Below are 19,971 nucleotides of genomic sequence, written 5' to 3'. Positions count from 1 at the left end.
GCTCAGTTCGCCGCGGGGCGGGTCGACAGACTGAATTACGACACACGCGCGGCCGACAGGCGCGACCGACAGAGCGCGCGAGCCGCCGCGCGGCCCCGCGGGTCAGGCCGCGGCGACCTGGTCGGCGTCGAGGATCGTGTACGAGTAGCCCTGCTCCGCGAGGAACCGCTGCCGGTTCTGCGCGAAGTCCTGGTCGACGGTGTCGCGCGCGATGAGCGTGTAGAAGCTCGCCGTGTGCCCGTTGGTCTTCGGCCGCAGCAGACGGCCGAGGCGCTGAGCCTCCTCCTGGCGCGAGCCGAACGACCCCGACACCTGAATGGCGACGGATGCCTCGGGCAGATCGATCGAGAAGTTCGCGACCTTCGAGACCACCAGCACCGGCACCTCGCCGACCCGGAACTGCTGGTACAGCGTCTCGCGCTCGTCCACCGGAACGGCGCCGGTGATCTTCGGCGCCCCGAGGGCCTCGGCGAGCTCGTCGATCTGGTCGAGGTACTGCCCGATCACGAGGATCTGCTCACCCTTGTGCCGCGCCACGAGGTCGCGCACGACGTCGATCTTCACCGGCGCCGTGGCGGCGAGCCGGTAGCGGTCCTCGTCGGCGGATGCCGCGTACTCCAGCCGCTCGTCGACAGGGAGGTCGACGCGCACTTCGTAGCAGACCGCGGGGGAGATGAAGCCCTGGGCCTCGATCTCCTTCCACGGTGCATCGAACCGCTTGGGCCCGATGAGGCTGAACACGTCGCCCTCGCGGCCGTCCTCGCGCACGAGCGTCGCGGTGAGGCCCAGGCGCCGCCGCGCCTGCAGGTCGGCGGTGAGCTTGAACACGGGGGCGGGGAGCAGGTGCACCTCGTCGTAGACGATGAGTCCCCAGTCCAGCGCGTCCAGCAGCGACAGGTGCGCGTACTGGCCGCCGCGCTTGGCGGTGAGGATCTGGTAGGTCGCGATCGTGACCGGCTTGATCTCCTTGACCTGCCCGGAGTACTCGCCGATCTCCTCGGCGGTCAGCGTCGTGCGCTTGAGCAGCTCGTCGCGCCACTGCCGGGCGCTCACGGTGTTGGTCACGAGGATGAGGGTCGTCGTCTTCGTTGCGGCCATCGCGCCCGCGCCGACGAGTGTCTTGCCGGCGCCACAGGGGAGCACGACGACGCCGGATCCGCCGTCGGAGAAGATGTCCACCGCGGTGCGCTGGTAGGGGCGCAGGGTCCAGCCGTTCTCGGCGAGGTCGATCGGATGCGGCGTGCCGGGGGTGTACCCGGCGTGGTCCTCGGCGGGCCAGCCGATCTTCAGCAGCTCCTGCTTGATGTGACCGCGCGCCCACGCGTCCACGACGAACGTGTCGGGGGCCGGCCGCCCGATCAGCAGCGGGTGGATGCGCTTGTTGCGCGACACTTCGGCCAGCACCGCGGCATCCGTCGAGCGCAGCACCAGCACGCCCTCGCCGAAGCCCTCGACGTCGGCGCGCTCGATGACGAGCCGGCCGTAGCGGTTGACGGTCTCGCGCAGATCCATCGACACGGATGCCGGCACCGGGAACCGCGACCAGCGGTCGAGGGTGGCGAGCATGTCGTCGGCGTCGTGCCCGGCCGCGCGCGCGTTCCACAGCCCCAGGCGCGTGATGCGGTAGGTGTGGATGTGTTCGGGGGCGCGTTCGAGTTCGGCGAAGATCGCGAGCTCGTGGCGCGCGGTCTCGGCATCCGGGTGGGCTACTTCCAGCAGCACCGTCCGGTCGCTCTGCACGATGAGGGGGCCGTCAGCCATAACGGGCAAGTCTAGCCCGCTGTGGGGCGTCCGCGGCCGTCAGGCCAGGGGATGCACGGCTTCGATGCTCGTGACCGGCAGCGTCCGCTCGACGTCGGCGGCGCGGTCGCGGCCGCGCAGGCGTCCGCCGCCCAGGCCGCTGGCCTCGAGCGTGAAGTCGCGGGTCGTGCCGTCGGGCAGGCGCACCGTCACCACGATGACCGCCTTGGCGCGCACGGCCTGCTCCAGTTCGCGGCCGAGCCACGCGGCATCCGAGTCGGACTCGTGCGCGGAGCGCAGCCGCGCCAGCAGCGGCGCGTAGGGATTCTCGGGCTCGGCGACGGGCTCGGATGCCAGGCGGTGGCGCATCACGGTGCGGCTGTGGCCCGCGGCATCCTGCATGCCGACGGGGTAGCGGGCGTCGGCGAGCATCCAGAAGACGGTGTCGGCGCTCGAGCGCGAGGCGAGGCCCTGGGCGTCGCGGATGAACCCGAGGGCTCGCAGCGCCTGATCGACGGCGAGGGTGTCGAGCACGGCGGGGTCGTCGCTGCGCACGAGGGTGTGGGTGGATGCCGGGTCGTCGATGACCCGGATCAGCCCGTGCCGCGCGGCGGTGCGTTCGATCTCGTATGCCAGCGGCTGCGGCAGCCCGGTGAGTGAGAGGGCGGTGAGGAACTCGCGCAGCGTCTCGGCGGTCTCGCCGCCGGTGATGGCAGCCCCGATCGACTCCGACGTGAAGCGGTAGCTCGAGGCCTGCGCCCGGGACTCGCGCACCGCCATGGTGCGCAGCCGCATGTCGAGGTTCGGTGCGAGGGGGCCGGGGGCGATGGCGGTGAGGTCGTTCTGCAGGAACACGCGGTCGACCTCCGACGGCAGGAGCGCGCGCAGTTCGGTGAGGTCGGCGTCCGCCCCGGCGGCCAGGCCGTGCGCCCACGGGGCGCTCGCGCCGTCGGACGCGATGAGCGCCCAGCGGTGCATCAGGCCGCGCCAGCGTTCGGCGTGCGGCGGCCACGCCGGGTCGAACGGGTAGGCCGTGGGCCACTCGGATGGGTCGATCCACCCGCCGTCGTCGGAGCGCAGCGCCGCGGGGAGCGCATCGCGCAGGCGCCGGGCCACCTCGCCCCAGCGGTCCACGGTGCCCGCCTGCAGCCAGGCGAGCCCGGCCCGGGTGACGAGCCATTCCTTGTCGGTGGGGGCGGTGAGTCCCGTCACCGCCGACAGGGCGACGAGTTCGTCGGCGGTCGCCGGATCGTCGACGATGCCCGATTCCATCAGCCGTCGCCGCTCGGTGGCGCCGAGCGCGCCCGAGCCGATGCGGGCCAGCGGCGAGGCCAGCGCGAGCTGCAGGATGTCGGCGAGCGTCGCGGCGGCGGTGAAGGCGCGTTCGGCGGCTGCGGCATCCGATTCGGGCTCAGCGGTGGATGCCGCGGCCGGCTGCGCCGCCGGCGCGAGCGCTGCGACGGTCTCGGCGACCGCGCGGTACACGGTGCCGTCGGGGGCGACGAGGGCGCGGGAGTTGAGCGCCGCGCGCGCGGGCTCGGTGACCTGACCGTCGCCGGCGGCGAGCAGCGCGTCGGCGAGGGAGCGTGGCAGGGCCGCGAGGGCGCGGGTGAGTGCGGGGGTGTCCTGCAGCGCTTCGGCGGCATCGAAGAAGTCGCTCCACGAGGCCGTGGGGGCGATGCCGCGTTCTGCCAGCAGGGCCGCGAGGGCGGCGTCGTCCTGCGTCGCGAGCCAGGTCGCGAGGGCGCGGGAATCTGCCGGATATGGCACGTCAGCTCGCCTTGTTGGCGCGTGCCCTTCGCACGAAGCTCATGATCACGAGGGTGATCAGCAGGACGAATGCCAGGGGCGGGGCGAACCAGACGAGCGCGCCGACGGTAGGCCAGATCCCCTCGCGCATGTCGCCGCCGGTCGCGGAGCCGATCATGATCGCCACGAAGCTCACGATCGACAGCAGCAGGAGCCCGAACGACATGAACGCGAGGATGCGGTCGATACGGCGGATCGGCATGTCCTCGCCGGGGGTGCGTGTGCTCATCATCGCCAGCCTACTGGGTGGCCGGTGCCGTAGGCTGTTGTGGGGTCCGATCGGCCCGCTTTTGGCGTCCTGCCCCCGCGCAGGCCCGACTTCAACGAGGTTCGCATGCCCACCGGCAAAGTCAGGTTCTACGACGAGGAGAAGGGGTTCGGCTTCATCTCCGCCGATGACGGTCAGGACGTGTTCCTGCACGCCACTGCCCTCCCCGCCGGTACCACCGGGCTCAAGCCCGGCACGCGTCTCGAGTTCGGCGTCGCCGACGGCAAGCGCGGTCTGCAGGCGCTGTCGGTGCGCGTGCTGGAGGCTCCGGTGAGCCTGTCCAAGCGCACCCGCAAGCCGGCCGACGACATGGCGATCATCGTCGAAGACCTCGTGAAGCTGCTCGACGGCATCGGTGGCGACCTGCGTCGCGGCCGCTACCCCAGCGGACCCCACGCGAAGAAGATCGCCGCTGTGCTGCGCAAGGTCGCTGATGACTTCGAAGCCTGAGCCCGCCGACGAGCGGCTGCTCGGCGCGCACGACCTCGCCCGCGCCGCGCTGCGTGAGGTGACCCCCGAATCGACCATCGGCGACGCCGCCGGCTACACCCTGGAAGAGGGTGGAGTGGTCTCGCTGCGCTTCAACAACCGCCTCGCGGGCTACCCGGGCTGGTTCTGGACCGTCAGCGTCGCGGCCGTCGAAGGCGCAGAGCCGACCGTGCTCGAGGTGGAGCTGCTCCCCGGTGACGGCGCGCTGCTGGCACCGGAATGGGTGCCGTGGGCTGTGCGTCTGGCCGAGTACCAGGCCGCGCAGGCGGTGCAGGCTGCCCGCGCCGCCGAATCCGGCGAGGGCGCGGCATCCGACGATGACGACGACGAGGATGCCGACGACGTCGATGACCTCGACGATCTCGACGCGTCGGACTTCGACGACGACGGGTCGGCGATTCTGCACGGGGGCGACCTCGACGGCGTCGACATCGACGAGCTCGACGAGAGCGGCAACGTCGACGACTCCGAAGACGACGAGCAGGACGCCGACGACGACTCCGAAGAGGACTCCGAAGCGGGCGACGTCGAGGAGGATGTCGACGACGAGGGCGACGACGACGCAGGCTCTGATGACGACGAGTCCGACGACGAAGAGTCCGACGACGACGAGTCTGATGACGAAGAGTCCGACGACGACGACGCAGACGACGACGACGCAGACTCCGATGACGAGGATTCCGACCACTGACACCCTGCCCCGTCGCTGACGAGGGTTCGGTCGTCGCGAACGCCCGTGTTGGCGAGCGCACCGGGGACGTTTGCGACGACTGAAGCCCGGGGATGCCGGTGCGCCCGGCGTTCGGTCGTCGCGAAGGGCCCTACAGCGCGCGTCGGAGAGGCTGTTTGCGACGACTGAGGTCGCGGCGGGCGCGGGCGCACGCGTGTCAACCCAGCACGAGGGTTCGGTCGTCGCGAACGCCCGTGTTGGCGAGCGCGCCAGGGACGTTCGCGACGACTGAAGCCTGGGGATGCCGGTGCGCCCGGCGTTCGGTCGTCGCGTAGGGCCCTACAGCTAGCGTCGGAGAGGCTGTTTGCGACGACTGAGGTCGCGGCGGATGCGGGCGCACGCGTGTCGACCCAGCACGAGGGTTCGGTCGTCGCAAACGACCCTGCTGACGAGCGCGCCGGGGACGATTGCGACGACTGAAGCCTGGGGATGCCGGTGCGCCCCGAGTTCGGTCGTCGCGTACGACCTCGACGGGGTCGCGGCGGGGACTAGTGCGACGACCGAAGCGCCGGCGCCGCCGCGACCCCCACCCCGCCTCAGAGGTGGTCGACGATGTAGTCGATGCAGCGGATGAGCTGACGCACGTCGTCGGGCTCGATCGAGACGAACGTCGCGATCCGCAGCTGGTTGCGCCCGAGCTTGCGGTAGGGCTCCGTGTCGACGATGCCGTTGCCGCGCAGGGTCTTGGCGACGGCCGCGGCATCCACCGAGTCGTCGAAGTCCACCGTCACCACGACGGGGGAGCGGTCGGCGGGGTCGGCCACGAACGGCGTCGCGAACGACGAGGCCTCGGCCCAGTCGTAGAGCGCCGTCGACGACTCGCGCGTGCGGGCATCGGCCCACTGCAGACCGCCGTTGCCGATGATCCAGTCGAGCTGGTTGTCGAGCAGATAGAGGGTCGTGAGCGCCGGGGTGTTGAGCGTCTGGTTCAGGCGCGAGTTGTCCAGGGCGTTCTTGAGGCTCAGGAACTCGGGGATGTAGCGCCCGGATGCCGCGACGCGCTCGATGCGCTCGACGGCGGCGGGGGAGACGAGGGCGAACCACAGGCCGCCGTCGGAGCCGAGGTTCTTCTGCGGTGCGAAGTAGTAGACGTCGGACTGCGTCACCGAGAAGTCGATGCCGCCGGCGGCGCTCGTGGCGTCGATGACGGTGAGGGCTCCCTCGTCGCCCCGGACGCGCTCGACGGGGGCGGCGACACCGGTGGAGGTCTCGTTGTGGGTCCAGGCGTAGACGTCCACGCCTTCGACCGGCTCGGCCACGGCGCGCGTGCCGGGCTCGGCCTTGCGCACGTCGGGGGCGTCGAGCCAGGGTGCTGCGGCCGCGGCGGCGAACTTGCCGCCGAACTCGCCGAACACGAGGTTCTGGCTGCGGCGCTCGATGAGACCGAACGCGGCGGCATCCCAGAAGGCGCTCGAGCCGCCGTTGCCGAGGATCACCTCGTATCCGTCGGGCAGGCGGAACACCTCGCCGAGGTTCGCGCGGACGCTCCCGACGAGATTCTTCACCGGCGCCTGGCGGTGCGACGTGCCGAGCACGGCCAGACCCGGACCGACGAGCGCGGCGATCTGGTCGGCGCGCACCTTCGAGGGGCCGCAGCCGAAGCGTCCGTCGGTGGGCAGGATCTCGCGGGGCAGCGTCACGTGGGCCATGTGCCGATTGTAGGGCCGCGCGCGGGGGCAGCCATGTCCACCGGGACACGGACCGGAGCCGGGACCGAGGCTGGGGTCGGGGGCGCGGGATAGGCTGGGAGACGCTGAATCCGCCCCCGACATCGAGGCTGCCATGACCGATCTGATCGACACCACCGAGATGTACCTGCGCACCATCCTCGAGCTCGAGGAGGAGGACATCATCCCCCTGCGCGCGCGCATCTCGGAGCGGCTCGGGCACTCCGGCCCCACCGTCTCGCAGACGGTCGGACGCATGGAGCGCGACGGTCTCGTCGTGGTGTCGGAGGACCGCCGACTCGAACTGACGGATGCCGGTCGGCAGAAGGCCGTCGACGTCATGCGCAAGCACCGCCTCGCCGAGCGCCTGCTCAGCGACGTCATCGGCCTGGACTGGTCGTACGTGCACGAAGAGGCCTGCCGCTGGGAGCACGTCATGAGCGAGCAGGTGGAGCGTCGCCTGATCGAACTGCTCGGGCACCCCACCGAGTCCCCCTACGGCAACCCCATCCCTGGTCTCGACCAGCTCGGCGATGTGCCGGCGACGACCTTCGACCAGGGGGTCGTGGGCCTCGTGCGCTGGCTGAACGCGGCCGACGGGCCCATCCGCGGCACGGTGCGGCGCCTGGCTGAGCCCGCCCAGGTCGATCCGGAGCTGCTCACCCAGCTGCGCATGGCAGGGGTGGTCCCCGGCGGCACCGGCGATTTCCGCTACAACGAGGGCTACGTGCTGGTGCAGATGGACGACAACGACGAAGCGCTCGAGCTGCCCGTCGAGGTGGCATCCCACATCTTCCTCATCGACGGTCGTTCCTGAGTCGTACCCCATCCGGTCACCGGGCGGCAACAGGTTGTGCACAGCAGCGTGACTTGTTCGTTATCTTCGGGTAGCCTCGGGAGAGTCCAACGGCGAGAAGCCCGCCACGGATACCACGAGGATTGCCTCTCCGGCTCGTCGTTCTCGTGGCTGACCCGCATATCTGTGCCCCGACACCGAATGCCGACGAGCCAGCGTCCACCCCGGCGCGGAGGCGCCGGAGGTTGAATTGACCGAAGACATCGACTCGTCACGTGATGAGATCGCTCCCACCGCTGGGACGCGTCGCAGCACTCGACTCAGTACGGTGAAGGCCGCAGCGCGGTTGCCCATGCGTCGCCGACCCGCGGCTGCCCCGGCATCCGCCTCGGCGCTGCCCCGCCACGAGAAGACCAAGTCGGTGCGCAATCTGCTCATCGTCGCCTCGGTCGCGGGCATGTTCGCCACCGTCGCCCTGCCCGCCTACGCCGCCACCCGTGCCGGCAGCGGCGAAGAAGTGCAGACGATGCAGCAGGTCGCCGCCGACAACGCGCAGTCGCTCGTCGTCGCCTCTGAGGCATCGCCCCAGGCGCTCGACCGCTACAGCTACTCGGCCACCACGCCGGAAGAGATCGAGAAGAAGAAGGCCGAAGAAGCCGCCGCGGCAGCCGCCGCAGCCCGCGCCTCGGCCGTGACCGCCTCCGCCCGCACCGGTGCGGTCGCCTCGGTCGACCTGTCGATGACGGCTCCAGGCTCCGGCGAGGTGCGCTGGCCCGTGACGGCGTTCAACTACCAGAGCTACAACCTGTTCGGCGGCTACGCCGGCCACAAGGGCTTCGACATGATGTCGGGTTCCGGAACGCCCATCTTCGCCGCGGCATCCGGTGTCGTGCGCACCTCGACCGATGGCGGCGGCAGCTACGGCGCGGTCGTCATGATCGACTCGGTCGTCGGCGGCCAGCAGGTCAGCACCACGTACGCGCACATGAGCTACGGCACCCGCGTCGTCTCGGCCGGCCAGAGCGTCACGGCCGGGCAGCTGATCGGCCAGGTCGGCCAGACCGGCAACGCCACCGCACCGCACCTGCACTTCGAGGTGCAGGTCAACGGGTCGTACGTCGACCCGCTGGCGTGGCTGCAGGCCAACGCCGGCTGACGACACGCGCAACCTGCCGTTCACCCGAGATCGGGCGGTGGTGTCGGATGCGTGCGTTACCCTGATCCCGACGCTGAGAGAGAAGCGGAGGGACGCCGATGGACGGCACGCCACGCATCCGAACCATGGATGCGCTCGGGTTGCTCGTCCTCCGGCATCGTGAGATCGGATGCTGCGGCTCTGCCGCTGCGCTCAGGCGCTGTCTATGAGACAGCGCCTTTTTTCATACCCCTCCGCGGATCGATCATCGATCGCGCCGAACATCCGGGAATCCGTCTCGGCCGTTCGAGAGGACTGGGAAATGCGCACATTGGTGCTGAACGCGGGCTACGAGCCCTTGGCCGTGGTCTCCTTCAAGCGGGCGCTCGTGCTCGTGATGAACGACAAGGCGACCGTCGTCGAACACGTCGCGGACGATCCCGTCTGGGGCGCGCGGGGCGCGTATGACCGGCCCGCCGTGATCCTGCTGGCCCGCTACGTGCGCGTGCCGGGAAGCGGCCGGGTGCCGGTGACCCGCCGAGGGGTGCTGCGCCGCGATGCGCACCGCTGCGGATACTGCGGCAAGTCCGCGGCGACGATCGACCACATCCTGCCGCGGTCGCGCGGCGGCGCCGACACATGGGAGAACCTCGTGGCGGCGTGTGTGCGCTGCAACAACCTGAAGGGCAACCGCACGCCGCAGGAGATGAACTGGGAGCTGCGACTCACCCCGCGGCCGCCGCGCGGCGCGCAGTGGACGGTGCGCGGCACCGAGCGCGCCGATCCGCGGTGGGAGCCGTACCTGGCGCTCGCGGCCTGACGCGGGTGGGGTGGGGCGGGGCTGCGTGGTCGCGCCCGCTCGCCGCTGGCGGTGCGCCGACGGCGGGGCGCGTCAAGGGGACTGGTGGGGCGCGCGGGAGCGGGGTACACCGGGGGCATGAGCACACCAGCGGCGGCGGGCACCGAGCCGGAGGTCGGGCCCTCGCGCCGGCGCGTCTACGTCATCTTCGTCGCCCTGATGGCGGCGATGTTCCTGTCGGCGCTGGATCAATCGATCGTCGGCACGGCCCTCCCGACGATCGTCGGCGACCTCGGCGCCGCCGAGAACGAGGGCTGGATCATCACGGCCTACCTGCTCGCGATCGCCATCGTCATGCCGATCTACGGCAAGGTCGGTGACCTCGTCGGCCGACGCATCCCGTTCCTCATCGCGATCGCCCTGTTCGTGGTCGGCTCCACCGGTTCAGCACTGTCGGGGTCGTTCATCGAGCTCATCACCTGGCGCTCGGTGCAGGGCCTCGGCGCGGGCGGGCTGGTGATCCTGTCGCAGGCGATCATCGCCGACATCGTCTCGGCCCGGGATCGCGGCAAGTTCATGGGCCCGATGGGCGCCGTGTTCGGCATCGCGACCGTCGCGGGGCCGCTGCTGGGCGGGTGGTTCACCGAGGGACCCGGATGGCGCTGGTGCTTCTGGACCAATGTGCCCTTCGGCATCCTCGCGTTCGGCATCGCCTGGTTCACCCTCAAACTGCCATCGCAGCGGCCGTCGCGCCGGTTCGACATCGGCGGCGCCGTGCTGCTGGCGGCGGCGACCTCGGGCATCGTGCTGCTCACCAGCTGGACGTCGCTCACCGGATCTTCGGGCTACGACTGGAGCCACCCCTGGCTGCTGTCCCTCACCGCCGCGACCCTCGCCGCGCTGCTGGCCTTCCTCGTCGTCGAGTCGCGGGTGAGCGACCCGATCGTGCCGCTGCGTCTGTTCCGCAGCAGCACGTTCGCGGCATCCACCGCCATCGCCCTGGTGCTGGGGATGGCGATGTTCGCGGCACTGTCGTTCCTGCCGACCTTCCTGCAGATGTCCCTCGGCGTCGGCGCCACCGAATCGGGCCTGCTGATGCTGCCGATGACGGTGGGCCTGCTCATCAGCACCATCGCCTCCGGACGGATCATCACGCGCACCGGCCGGTACAAGATCTTCCCGATCCTGGGGATGGGCATCGCGACGGTGGCGCTGGCCTGGCTCACGCTCATCACCGCGGACATGTCGATGGTGCTGTTCGGCACGATGATCTTTACGCTGGGGCTCGGCCTCGGCCTGGTGATGCAGACGATCGTCATCGCCGCGCAGAACTCCGTCTCGCCCGAACAGGTGGGTGTGGCGACCTCCACCAACAACTTCCTGCGCGAGATCGGTGCGGCCGTCGGCACGAGTGTCTTTTCGACCGCGTTCACGACGCGGCTGGTCACGACCATCGCCGAGGATACGAAGCAGCTCCCGGCATCCGAAGTGCCGTCGACCTTCGGTGCGAGCTCGCTCACGCCCGCCAACGTCGCCGACCTCCCCGCGGATCTGCGCAACGCCGTCGTCGATGCCTACGCCCAGGCCCTCGCCCCCTCGTTCTGGTACCTCGTGCCGCTCGGGCTGATCGGGTTCATCGTGGCGTTCTTCATGCGCGAGATCCGGCTGTCCACGCGGGCGGGGATGGTCGCCCGCGAGGAGGATGCCGCGGTCGCGGCGGGTGCGGATGCGGGTGCGGGCTCGGGCTCGGGTGCGGGCTCGGGTGCGGACTCGCGGCATCCATCGCGGTGAGAAACCACTTTCCGGGTGAGACACCACGCATTGCGGTGTTTCCCCGCCGAGAAGTGGTTTCTCGCGGAAATGAGGCCCGCAACGCGGGCGCGTGGGGCCGCGCCGCGGGCGCGTGGGCCCACGCCGCGGGCGCGCGCGGCCGCCAGCCCGCTCCCGCGGCCGCCAGCCCGCTCCCGCGGGCAGTGTCGGATGCCGAGCGTATCTTCGACCGTGATGTTGTTGAGATAGAACATCCGTTCTAGTCTGTGTTGGTGAGGTCGATCGTGCGAAACCGGGCTGCTGCCGAAGACGTGCAGCGTCTGCGCGCGCAGCTCGAGCGCGTGCAGGGGCGGCGCATGGATGCCCCTGTGCTGCCGGCCCACCCCGCCCTGGCCGGGCTGCTGCCGGGGCGCGGCCTGCGGCCCGGGTCGGCGTATTCGCTGGGTCCGTCACTGACGCTGCTGTTCGCGCTGCTGGCACCGCCGTCGCAGGCGGGATCCTGGTGCGGCGTGGTGGGGATGCCGGAATTCGGCGCCGAGGCCGCTGCGCGCGTGGGCGTGGAGCTCGACCGCACCGTGCTGATCCCCGATCCCGGCAGCCGGTGGCTGGCGGTCACGGCGACGATCGCCGAGGTGCTGCCCGTCGTGGCCGTGCGTCCGCCGTCGCGCGCCCGTGACGGCGACGTCACGCGGCTCGCCGCCCGCCTGCGCGAGCGCGGCGCCGTGCTGCTCGTGCAGGGCACCTGGCCGCAGACCGAGGCCATGATCGACGTCAGCGACCCGGAGTGGACGGGCGTCGGCGACGGCCACGGCTACCTCGCCGCGCGGGAGTTGACCGTCACCGTCTCCAGCCGCCGCAGCCCGGTCCCGCGTCGCGCGCGGGTTCAGCTGCCGGCGGCATCCGGTCAGGTCGCCGCCACCGACACCACGACGCGCGGCTCCGCACCGATGCCGCTTCCCATCCGGGCGGCGGGATGAACGCCGCAGACCCCACCGCCCCGCAGCGCACGCTCGTGCTGTGGCTGCCGGATTGGCCCGTGGTCGCCCTCGCGCAGGAGCAGGGGGTGGATGCCGCCGCTCCCGTCGCCGTGCTCGACAAGGGGGCAGTGGTCGCCTGCTCCGCCGCCGCCCGCACCGAGGGCGTGCGCCGCGGGCAGCGGCGCCGCGATGCGCAGGCCCGCTGCCCGCAGTTGACGATCGTCGATGCCGACCAGACCCGCGACCAGCGGGTGTTCGCGCCGCTCGTGGCCCGCATCGAAGAGCTCGCGCCGGGGGTGCAGCTGATTCGGGCGGGGCTGTGTGCGCTGCGCGCGCAGGGACCGGCGCGGTACTACGGGGGAGAGGAGCGCACCGCGCACGTGCTGCGCGAGGCGCTGGGCGAAACCGACGCGCGCATCGCCGTGGCGGATGGGGCGTTCACGGCCGAGCAGGCGGCGCGGTTCACGCATCCGGATGCCCCGGTGCGCATCGTGCCGCCGGGCGAATCGGGCGCCTTCCTCGCTCCGCTGCCGATCACGGCCCTCGACGAGGCCGACGTCGTCGATCTGCTGGCGCGGCTGGGCGTGCAGACCCTCGGGCAGTTCGCGGCCCTCCCCGCCGAGCGCGTCGGCGAGCGGCTGGGGGAGCGTGGCATCCGACTGCACGCCTTCGCCTCGGGGCGCGATTCCCGTCCGGTGCAGCCGCGCACGCCGCCGCCCGAGCTCGAGCGCGAGGTGTCGTTCGAGCCCCCACTCGAGATCGCCGACCAGGTGGCGTTCGCGATGCGCGTCGCCGCCGAGGAGTTCATCGCGGGTCTCGGCGAGCACAGCCTCGTGTGCACCGAGCTGCGCGTGCAGATCACCGGCGACCGGGCCGAGAACAGCGAGCGGGTGTGGCTGCATCCGGGGGCGTTCACCGCCGGCGAGGTGGTCGACCGGGTGCGCTGGCAGCTGGGCGAGGCGGGGCTGCGCAGCGCCGTCACGCGGGTGCGCATCGCTCCCGAGACGGTGGATGCCGCCTCCCACCATGTGCGCTCCCTCTTCGGCGGCGGACCCGACGAACGCGTGCACCATGCGCTGTCGCGGGTGCAGGCGATGCTCGGGCATCGCGGAGTGGTGACCCCCGTCGTCGGGGGCGGCCGCTGGCTGAGCGAGCGGCAGGTGCTGGTGCCGTGGGGCGACCGCGCGGTGCTGCCCCGGCCCCGCGAGCGGCCGTGGCCGGGGAGCCTGCCCGACCCGCTGCCGTCGACGGTGTTCGACCCGCCGCGGCCGGTGACGGTGGTGGATGCCGACGGTGACGCGGTGGCCGTCGGCGCCCGCGACGCGCTGACCGCGCCGCCGGCGGTGCTGGTCGAGAGCGGGCGGCGCCGGCGCATCGACGCGTGGGCGGGCCCGTGGCCGGTGCGAGAGCGGGGGTGGGATGCCGCCCGTGCGCGGCGCGCGCACCGGTTCCAGGTGGTGGATGCCGAGCAGTCGGCGTGGCTGCTCGTCTGCGAGGCCGGCGACTGGTCTGCCGAGGGCCGCTATGACTAGCCGGTCGTTGAGCGAGCGCAGCGAGACGAAACGCCCGACCCCGCAGTCGGAACCGCGTTTCGTCTCGGTCGCTGCGCTCCCTCGCTCAACGACCGGGGTGAACCGCTGATGGGCTTCAACAACCCCTCGGTGTCGTGGTCCGAGATGGAGCGCCTGCTCAGCGGCCGCAAGCCCGCCGGCGCCGACGGCGGCGACAGCCCCGCCTGGTCGCGCAAGCGCGGCGCCTACAAACCCCCGCCCATCGCCCGCCCCGACGACGTCGTGCCGTACGCCGAGCTGCACGTGCACACGTCGTTCTCGTTCCTCGACGGCGCCTCGTCGCCGGAGGAACTCGTCGAAGAGGCCGAGCGCCTGGGCCTGCACGCCCTCGCCGTCACCGACCACGACGGGTTCTACGGCATCGTGCGGTTCGCCGAGGCCGCCGAGGCCCGTAGCGTCAAGACCGTGTTCGGTGCCGAGCTGTCGCTGGGGCTCCCCGGCCCGCAGAACGGCGAGCCCGACCCGCACGGCCGGCACCTGCTCGTGCTCGCCCGCGGCGAGGAGGGCTACCACCGCCTCGCGGCCGCCCTCACCCACGCCCAGCTGGCGGGTGGCGAGAAGGGCCGCCCCGTCTACGACCTGCACGACCTCGCCGCCCGCGCCGACGGGCACTGGGCGGTGCTGACCGGATGCCGCAAGGGCGCCGTCCGCACGGCACTCGCAGAAGACGGACCCGCCGGCGCCGCCCGCGAACTCGACCTGCTGGTCGACGTCTTCGGCCCCGACGCGGTCAACGTGGAGCTCATCGACCACGGCGCCCCGACGGATTCCCGCGACAACGACGTACTGGCATCCCTCGCCGCCGAACGCGGCCTGCCGGTGCTCGCCAGCAACAACGTGCACTACGCCGCCCCCGAGCGGGCCGACCTCGCCGCCGCCGTCGCCGCGGTGCGCGCCAACCGCAGCCTCGACGAGCTCGACGGGTGGCTCCCCGCCAATTCCGGCGCGCACCTGCGCTCGGGCCGCGAGATGGCGCAGCGCTTCGCTCGCTACCCCGGCGCCGTCGCGCGCACCGTCGCGCTCGCCGACGAGCTGGCCTTTCCGCTGCGGCGCGCCAAGCCCGCGCTGCCGAAGCTTCCCGTCCCCGAGGGGCACACCACCATGTCGTGGCTGCGTCACCTGGTGTGGGAAGCGGTACCCCGCAAGTACCCCGACGCGACCGACGCCGACCGCGCCCGCATCGAGAAGGAGCTCGGGGTCATCGAGCAGAAGGACTTCCCGGGGTACTTCCTCATCGTCCACGGCATCGTGCAAGAGGCGCGCCGCCGCGGCATCCTCTGTCAGGGTCGGGGCTCCGCCGCCAACAGCGCCGTCTGCTATCTGCTGGACATCACCGCCGTCGACTCCATCGCCTACGACCTGCCGTTCGAGCGGTTCCTCTCGGCCCTGCGCGATGAGGAGCCCGACATCGACGTCGACTTCGACAGCGATCGGCGTGAGGAGATCATCCAGTGGGTCTACGCGACCTACGGGCGCGAGCGGGCGGCGCAGGTGGCCAACGTCATCCAGTACCGGCCGAAGAACGCCGTGCGCGACATGGCGAAGGCGCTCGGGCACTCGCCGGGGCAGCAGGATGCCTGGTCGAAGCAGGTGGAGCACTGGGGGCCGCTCCCCGAAGCCGATGCCGCCGCCGAGATGCACGACATCCCCGAGCGGGTGCTGCAGTATGCGACCGAGCTGCTGAAGGCCCCGCGACATCTCGGCATCCACTCGGGCGGCATGGTGCTGACCGACCGGCCCGTGGGCGAAGTGGTGCCGATCGAGCACGCGCGCATGGAGAACCGCACGGTCATCCAGTGGGACAAGGACGACGCGGCGTGGATGGGGCTGGTGAAGTTCGACCTGCTGGGGCTCGGCATTCTCGCCGCCCTGCAGTACAGCTTCGATCTCATCGCGGATGCCACGGGGGAGCGGTGGGAGCTGTCGACCCTGCCCAAGGAGGAGCAGGCCGTCTACGACATGCTGTGCCGGGCCGATTCGATCGGGGTGTTCCAGGTGGAATCCCGCGCACAGATGGGCCTCTTGCCCCGCCTGCAGCCGCGCAGGTTCTACGACCTCGTGATCGAGATCGCGCTGATCCGGCCCGGTCCCATCCAGGGTGGGGCGGTGCACCCGTATGTGCGGCGCAAGCTCGGGCACGAGAAGGTCACGTACCCCCACCCGAAGCTGAAGCCGGTGCTGGAGCGGACCCTCGGCATTCCCGTCTTCCAGGAGCAGCTCATGCAGATGGGCATGGCCGTGGGCGGGCTGAGTGGGGCGGATGCCGACGTCCTCCGCCGCGCGATGGGCTCCAAGCGCGGCATCGAGCGGATCGATTCGCTGAAGAAGAAGCTCTACGCCGGCATGGCCGAGAACGGCATCACCGGGGACCTCGCCGACGACATCTACGCGAAGATCCAGGCGTTCGCGAACTTCGGGTTCGCCGAGAGCCATTCGCTGTCGTTCGCGCTGCTGGTGTACGCCAGCTCGTGGCTGAAGCTGCACTACCCGGCGGCGTTCCTCGCCGGGCTGCTGCGCGCGCAGCCGATGGGGTTCTACTCGCCGGCGACCCTCACCGCCGATGCCCGCCGCCACGGCGTCGAGGTCCTCCGCCCCGACCTCCACCGCTCCGGAGTGGAGGCCTTGTTGGAGCCGGTGGACGGGTCGCCGAGCGGGACCCACGGGTCGTTGAGCGAGCGAAGCGAGACGAAACGCCCCGCCTTCCGGTCGTTGAGCGAGGAGCGCAGCGACGAGACGAAACGCCCACCCACCGGCCGGGATGCCTGCACCGACCGCAAGCAACCCCCAGTCCCCGAGTTCGACCCCACCGCCCCCGACGAATCCGCCGCCCACCGCCGCGACGGCGCGTTCGCCGTGCGCCTCGGTCTTGCAGCCGTCAAAGGCATCGGCCAGCCGCTCGCCCAGCGCATCGTCGCCGAGCGCGAGGCGTCGGGGGAGTACCGCGACCTGCGCGACCTGGTGCGGCGCACGGGGGCGACCGCCGCGCAGCTCGAAGCCCTCGCCACCGCCGGGGTGTTCGGATGCTTCGGGCTCAGTCGCCGCGAGGCGATCTGGCTCGCCGGTTCCGCGGCGCAGGACCGGGCCGAGTTCCTCCCCGGCACGCTGGTGTCGGTGCAGCCGCCGCTGTTCGCCGACCCCACCAGCTACGAGGTGCTCGCCGCGGATCTGTGGGCCACCGGTATCTCCACCGACGACCATCCGCTTACCCATTACCGGTCGCAGCTCGACGCCCGCGGGGTGCTGACCTCCGGTGACCTACGTGACCACGAGACCGGGCGCCGGGTGGAGGTCGCGGGCCTGGTGACACACCGGCAGCGGCCGGCGACGGCATCCGGGGTGACGTTCCTCAACCTCGAGGACGAGCACGGCCTGGTGAACGTGGTCTGCTCGGTGGGGGTGTGGAACCGCTATCGCCGGGTGCTGCGCGATGCGCCCGCACTCATCGCCCGGGGGTTGCTGGAGCGCTCGCCGGAGGGCGTGACGAACCTGGTGGCGGATGCCTTCGAGGATCTGCGCGTGGGGGTGATGCACCGGTCGCGCGACTTCCGGTGAGGCGACGCCTGCGCGGGCCGTGGCTCCCTCCCCGGCACGACGAAGGCCCCAGGTCGCAACCCGGGGCCTGTCGTGTCTCGTGGTGCGCGTCAGGCGCGCACGCCGAGGGCGAAGCTCAGTGAGCCGTCGTCGCCGATCTGGGCGTCGAGCACCCGGTCGTCCAACGGCAGCGCGGCCGCCTGCTCGACGAAGACGCGGGCGCCGTCGGTCTCGATGACGGCATCCTCCGGCTCGGGCGATGACACGAGCGCGAGCTCGAAGCCGGCCTCGGCCTGGTCCGCACCGCGGATGCGCAGGCCGCCCTCTTCCGTCGGGATCTGCGACGTGAGCGTCTTGACGGCACTGGTGGCGTTCTCGGTGAGTGTGAGCATGATGCTCCCTTCCGTGGATTGCGGCGAAGACGGCCACGATTCCGAGAACCGGCCGCGGATGCAACCCGCGACGCACCTTCGAGCGGGACTCCCACCGGATACGGAGGTTCCGGCGCTGGCGGGCGCTGCTGGCCCGGGGCGTCGGCTGGTCGCGGCTAGAATCGATCAGCCAGCCTCTGTAGCTCAATGGAAGAGCAGTTGCGTCCTAAGCAAACGGTTGGGGGTTCGAGTCCCTCCAGGGGCACCAGCGGTTTTGTCTTCTGATCTGGGCTTTATCTGCACAAGCTCCCCCGGCGTGATGCCGCCGATCAGGCGTGACCTGAGCGGGTGGGGCGGCTGAAGCGACACCAAAACGTCTCACGCGGGCACCGCATCAGTATCGAGACAATAGCTCCGCTTTCTTGGCCTCGAACTCCTCGGAAGTGATGAGGCCGTCATCACGGAGTCGTGCAAGGTGGCGGATCTTGTCCGCTATCTCGTTATCTGGGCTCGCGGGTACCGGCGTCGGCGGCGCGGCGTGGGTTGACTGCTTCTCCTCCGCCGTGCTGGCCGAAGAACCGCTTACCTGGTTTACTTTCGCCGCGAACTCGCGCGCGCTACTGGTGATCGTCTTTGACTTAGCGACCGGGATCGCATGTACGATGATCGTGGTGGGCCCCTCGATGGAGAGATACAGCTGTCGGTCATCAATCTTCTTCGGCACACCTGCGGCGAACACGCCAAGCGCGACAATGCGAGTAACGGTAAACCGTCGGTTGACGCTCCCCCCCTCCTCTACTCGGGCAACGAGACCCGCGATTGGGTGCCGCGCAGCGCCCTCCCCATATCCCTCGATAAGTTCGTCTCGCGTAAGCCGGAGCACGATACCTCCGGGGATGGCGAGGGTAGCGAGCACAGCGGCCTCGTTGTCTGCAGCGGAATGCTCCTTCGCGACGTGCAGGCTCCACCACACGCCCCCGACAAGTACGGCGACGACCAGGAATGGTATGAGAACTTCCATGGCCGAAGCATAGCGATCGGCGACTTCCTCGCGAGCATCCGTCCGATAACGGCTTCCACGAGGGTGTTGTCATACGAGACACCGACTCTCGCCCGATGTTCAGGAGCTGGTCCTTCGAGGATCGTGAACGCACGTTCACGAAAATCCGGCGAGAACGCGAGGGCACGATAATCTATCCCGGCCAGCCAACGGAACCAGCCTCAGCAGACCGGCGGTACCAGACCTAGTTTGAGGGCGCGGTGCGGGCGTCGCTGGTTGAAGCGGTCGCGGAACGTGTCGAGCTGGCCTTGGAGTTCGGTGATCATGGTGGCGCGGGGCGGACGGTGAGCCAGCGTTTCAGCGAATGGTGGAACCGTTCGATCTTCCCCTGGGTCTGCGGGTGGTTCGGGGCGTGGTTCTTCTGGATCACGTTGAGGGCGGGGAGGGCGTGCTCGAACGCGTTGCGGGCGTGGGCGTGGCCGGCGGTGTAGACGCGGCCGTTGTCGGTGAGGGTTGACGCGGGTGGGCCGTAATCGTCGACACAGCCTAGGAAGGTGGTCCACGATGTTCTGGCCGGTGACGGGGCGGTGGGCGGTGCAGGAATGCAGATACCGGGGAGTGGTCGTCGAGCCAGTTCAGGATCTCCACGTCGGTGCCGTCGATGAGGCACCAGTGGGTGAAGTCGGACTGCCAGGTCTCGTTGGGTTGCGCCGCTTCGAACCGGACGTAGGAAGAGCGGGCGCTTGCGTGGTTCGGGGACGATCAGGCCCGACGCGCGCAGGATCCGGCGGATCGTGGATGTCGACGGGGGTTGCAGGCTCTCGCCGCGCAGGTGCCAGGCGATCGTGACCGGCCCCGCATCCAGCCCCTCGGCCACCAACGCCGCCCGCAGCGTGAGGATCCGTTGCCGCACCCGGTCGGTGACCTGCTGCGGGGAGGTCACCGGCGCCCGGGACCGCGGCTCGAGCCCGGCCAGCCCGTCCTGTCGGTAGCGGGCGAGGAGCTTGTGCAGATACTGCCGACTGAGCCCGTACTCGGCCGCCGCCGCGGTGACGGTGGGCTGCCCGGAGACGATCTTCAACACCACGACCCTGTGCTTCGACGGCATGCACGAGTGTCGCCTATGACGCGACTCACGTGTCGCCGATCACCTTTCGCCTATGCCGTGAACCCAGACACCTCCAGGGGCACTGTGTAATGTCCCGGGAGATGTGTCTCATATGTGAATCGGCCTGGGTTTCGTTCCTATCGGATTGTTTGTCCGGCAGATGCCGGTTGGGCTGATTCCAGGTCAGCGTAGTACGCGTTCTCGACCTCG

The 19,971-nt window shown here is 70.7% G+C and carries 16 protein-coding genes and 1 tRNA gene; 10 read left to right on the top strand and 7 right to left on the bottom strand.

Annotation, left to right across the window (positions count from 1 at the left end; all coding sequences use genetic code 11):
* Positions 1 to 102: 102 nt before the first annotated feature.
* From ACFVR6_RS06875 to ACFVR6_RS06865, 3 genes are read right to left on the bottom strand one after another with little or no spacing between them, the layout of a single operon-like run.
* On the bottom strand, positions 103 to 1,761 hold the full coding sequence (locus ACFVR6_RS06875; RefSeq protein WP_386960370.1) for a DNA repair helicase XPB: 1,659 nt from the start codon (positions 1,759 to 1,761) through the stop codon (positions 103 to 105).
* A gap of 39 nt (positions 1,762 to 1,800) precedes the next feature.
* Positions 1,801 to 3,510, bottom strand: a complete 1,710-nt coding sequence (locus tag ACFVR6_RS06870; protein ID WP_386960367.1) for a helicase-associated domain-containing protein — start codon at positions 3,508 to 3,510, stop codon at positions 1,801 to 1,803.
* A gap of 1 nt (position 3,511) precedes the next feature.
* Complete coding sequence (locus tag ACFVR6_RS06865; RefSeq protein WP_386960364.1) at positions 3,512 to 3,778, bottom strand: multidrug ABC transporter ATPase; 267 nt, start codon at positions 3,776 to 3,778, stop codon at positions 3,512 to 3,514.
* 105 nt (positions 3,779 to 3,883) lie between these two features.
* Here ACFVR6_RS06865 and ACFVR6_RS06860 point away from each other — a divergent pair, with 105 nt between their 5' ends.
* Both ACFVR6_RS06860 and ACFVR6_RS06855 read left to right on the top strand, forming a co-directional pair.
* Entirely contained in the window at positions 3,884 to 4,267 is a 384-nt protein-coding gene (locus ACFVR6_RS06860; RefSeq protein ID WP_386960361.1) for a cold-shock protein, read from the top strand.
* The gene (locus ACFVR6_RS06855; protein ID WP_386960358.1) at positions 4,251 to 4,997 is read left to right on the top strand and encodes a DUF3027 domain-containing protein; all 747 of its coding nucleotides are present in this window, start codon (positions 4,251 to 4,253) and stop codon (positions 4,995 to 4,997) included. The genes ACFVR6_RS06860 and ACFVR6_RS06855 overlap by 17 nt, the downstream gene beginning before the upstream one ends.
* A 575-nt stretch (positions 4,998 to 5,572) precedes the next feature.
* On the opposite strand, the gene serC is transcribed toward ACFVR6_RS06855, so the two are convergent.
* A complete protein-coding gene (gene serC / locus ACFVR6_RS06850; RefSeq protein WP_386960355.1) occupies positions 5,573 to 6,685 on the bottom strand; it encodes a phosphoserine transaminase in 1,113 nt (370 codons plus the stop codon).
* 133 nt (positions 6,686 to 6,818) lie between these two features.
* Between serC and ACFVR6_RS06845 the strand changes: the two genes are divergently transcribed.
* The 7 genes from ACFVR6_RS06845 to ACFVR6_RS06815 all read left to right on the top strand — a co-directional run bounded on the left by ACFVR6_RS06845 (position 6,819) and on the right by ACFVR6_RS06815 (position 17,303).
* Entirely contained in the window at positions 6,819 to 7,520 is a 702-nt protein-coding gene (locus ACFVR6_RS06845) for a metal-dependent transcriptional regulator (protein WP_386960352.1), read from the top strand.
* Between the two features lie 307 nt (positions 7,521 to 7,827).
* Positions 7,828 to 8,655, top strand: a complete 828-nt coding sequence (locus ACFVR6_RS06840) for a M23 family metallopeptidase (RefSeq protein WP_386960349.1) — start codon at positions 7,828 to 7,830, stop codon at positions 8,653 to 8,655.
* Between the two features lie 301 nt (positions 8,656 to 8,956).
* Positions 8,957 to 9,454, top strand: a complete 498-nt coding sequence (locus tag ACFVR6_RS06835; RefSeq protein WP_386960346.1) for an HNH endonuclease — start codon at positions 8,957 to 8,959, stop codon at positions 9,452 to 9,454.
* A 117-nt stretch (positions 9,455 to 9,571) separates the two neighbouring features.
* The gene (locus tag ACFVR6_RS06830; RefSeq protein WP_386960343.1) at positions 9,572 to 11,224 is read left to right on the top strand and encodes an MDR family MFS transporter; all 1,653 of its coding nucleotides are present in this window, start codon (positions 9,572 to 9,574) and stop codon (positions 11,222 to 11,224) included.
* A gap of 251 nt (positions 11,225 to 11,475) precedes the next feature.
* Positions 11,476 to 12,180 (top strand): hypothetical protein, encoded by a 705-nt coding sequence (locus tag ACFVR6_RS06825; RefSeq protein WP_386960340.1) that lies wholly within the window; start codon positions 11,476 to 11,478, stop codon positions 12,178 to 12,180.
* Positions 12,177 to 13,712: a DNA polymerase Y family protein gene (locus ACFVR6_RS06820; protein WP_386960337.1), complete on the top strand. Its 1,536-nt coding sequence runs from the start codon at positions 12,177 to 12,179 to the stop codon at positions 13,710 to 13,712. Before ACFVR6_RS06825 ends, ACFVR6_RS06820 begins: the two co-directional genes overlap by 4 nt.
* A gap of 108 nt (positions 13,713 to 13,820) precedes the next feature.
* Entirely contained in the window at positions 13,821 to 17,303 is a 3,483-nt protein-coding gene (locus tag ACFVR6_RS06815; protein ID WP_386960334.1) for an error-prone DNA polymerase, read from the top strand.
* A gap of 89 nt (positions 17,304 to 17,392) precedes the next feature.
* Here the strand turns inward: ACFVR6_RS06815 and ACFVR6_RS06810 are convergent, their stop codons facing one another.
* Positions 17,393 to 17,674 carry an iron-sulfur cluster biosynthesis family protein gene (locus tag ACFVR6_RS06810; protein ID WP_257517845.1) on the bottom strand — a complete coding sequence of 94 codons (282 nt, stop codon included), beginning with the start codon at positions 17,672 to 17,674 and terminating at the stop codon, positions 17,393 to 17,395.
* 172 nt (positions 17,675 to 17,846) lie between these two features.
* Here ACFVR6_RS06810 and ACFVR6_RS06805 point away from each other — a divergent pair.
* Positions 17,847 to 17,921 (top strand) — tRNA-Arg (locus tag ACFVR6_RS06805).
* 126 nt (positions 17,922 to 18,047) lie between these two features.
* Here ACFVR6_RS06805 and ACFVR6_RS06800 read toward each other — a convergent pair.
* Together ACFVR6_RS06800 and ACFVR6_RS06795 are read right to left on the bottom strand one after the other, a co-directional pair.
* Positions 18,048 to 18,674, bottom strand: a complete 627-nt coding sequence (locus tag ACFVR6_RS06800; protein WP_386960330.1) for an SHOCT domain-containing protein — start codon at positions 18,672 to 18,674, stop codon at positions 18,048 to 18,050.
* Positions 18,675 to 18,975: 301 nt separating this feature from the next.
* Entirely contained in the window at positions 18,976 to 19,740 is a 765-nt protein-coding gene (locus ACFVR6_RS06795; RefSeq protein WP_386960327.1) for a helix-turn-helix domain-containing protein, read from the bottom strand.
* Between the last annotated feature and the right edge of the window lie 231 nt (positions 19,741 to 19,971).

Origin of the sequence: Microbacterium sp. NPDC058021 (assembly GCF_042885955.1) — a bacterium.
In the GTDB taxonomy this organism is placed as follows: domain Bacteria; phylum Actinomycetota; class Actinomycetes; order Actinomycetales; family Microbacteriaceae; genus Microbacterium.
Note: the sequence above shows the minus strand (reverse complement) of the source record. Positions and strands in the feature narration are given on the sequence as shown.

What these genes read in the sequence shown, in the direction of transcription:
- ACFVR6_RS06875 (WP_386960370.1), bottom strand. Translation starts at nt 1,761, where the DNA reads ATGGCTGACGGCCCCCTCATCGTGCAGAGCGACCGGACGGTGCTGCTG.
- ACFVR6_RS06865 (WP_386960364.1), bottom strand. Translation starts at nt 3,778, where the DNA reads ATGAGCACACGCACCCCCGGCGAGGACATGCCGATCCGCCGTATCGAC.
- ACFVR6_RS06860 (WP_386960361.1), top strand. Translation starts at nt 3,884, where the DNA reads ATGCCCACCGGCAAAGTCAGGTTCTACGACGAGGAGAAGGGGTTCGGC.
- ACFVR6_RS06855 (WP_386960358.1), top strand. Translation starts at nt 4,251, where the DNA reads ATGACTTCGAAGCCTGAGCCCGCCGACGAGCGGCTGCTCGGCGCGCAC.
- serC (WP_386960355.1), bottom strand. Translation starts at nt 6,685, where the DNA reads ATGGCCCACGTGACGCTGCCCCGCGAGATCCTGCCCACCGACGGACGC.
- ACFVR6_RS06845 (WP_386960352.1), top strand. Translation starts at nt 6,819, where the DNA reads ATGACCGATCTGATCGACACCACCGAGATGTACCTGCGCACCATCCTC.
- ACFVR6_RS06835 (WP_386960346.1), top strand. Translation starts at nt 8,957, where the DNA reads ATGCGCACATTGGTGCTGAACGCGGGCTACGAGCCCTTGGCCGTGGTC.
- ACFVR6_RS06830 (WP_386960343.1), top strand. Translation starts at nt 9,572, where the DNA reads ATGAGCACACCAGCGGCGGCGGGCACCGAGCCGGAGGTCGGGCCCTCG.
- ACFVR6_RS06820 (WP_386960337.1), top strand. Translation starts at nt 12,177, where the DNA reads ATGAACGCCGCAGACCCCACCGCCCCGCAGCGCACGCTCGTGCTGTGG.
- ACFVR6_RS06815 (WP_386960334.1), top strand. Translation starts at nt 13,821, where the DNA reads ATGGGCTTCAACAACCCCTCGGTGTCGTGGTCCGAGATGGAGCGCCTG.
- ACFVR6_RS06810 (WP_257517845.1), bottom strand. Translation starts at nt 17,674, where the DNA reads ATGCTCACACTCACCGAGAACGCCACCAGTGCCGTCAAGACGCTCACG.
- ACFVR6_RS06800 (WP_386960330.1), bottom strand. Translation starts at nt 18,674, where the DNA reads ATGGAAGTTCTCATACCATTCCTGGTCGTCGCCGTACTTGTCGGGGGC.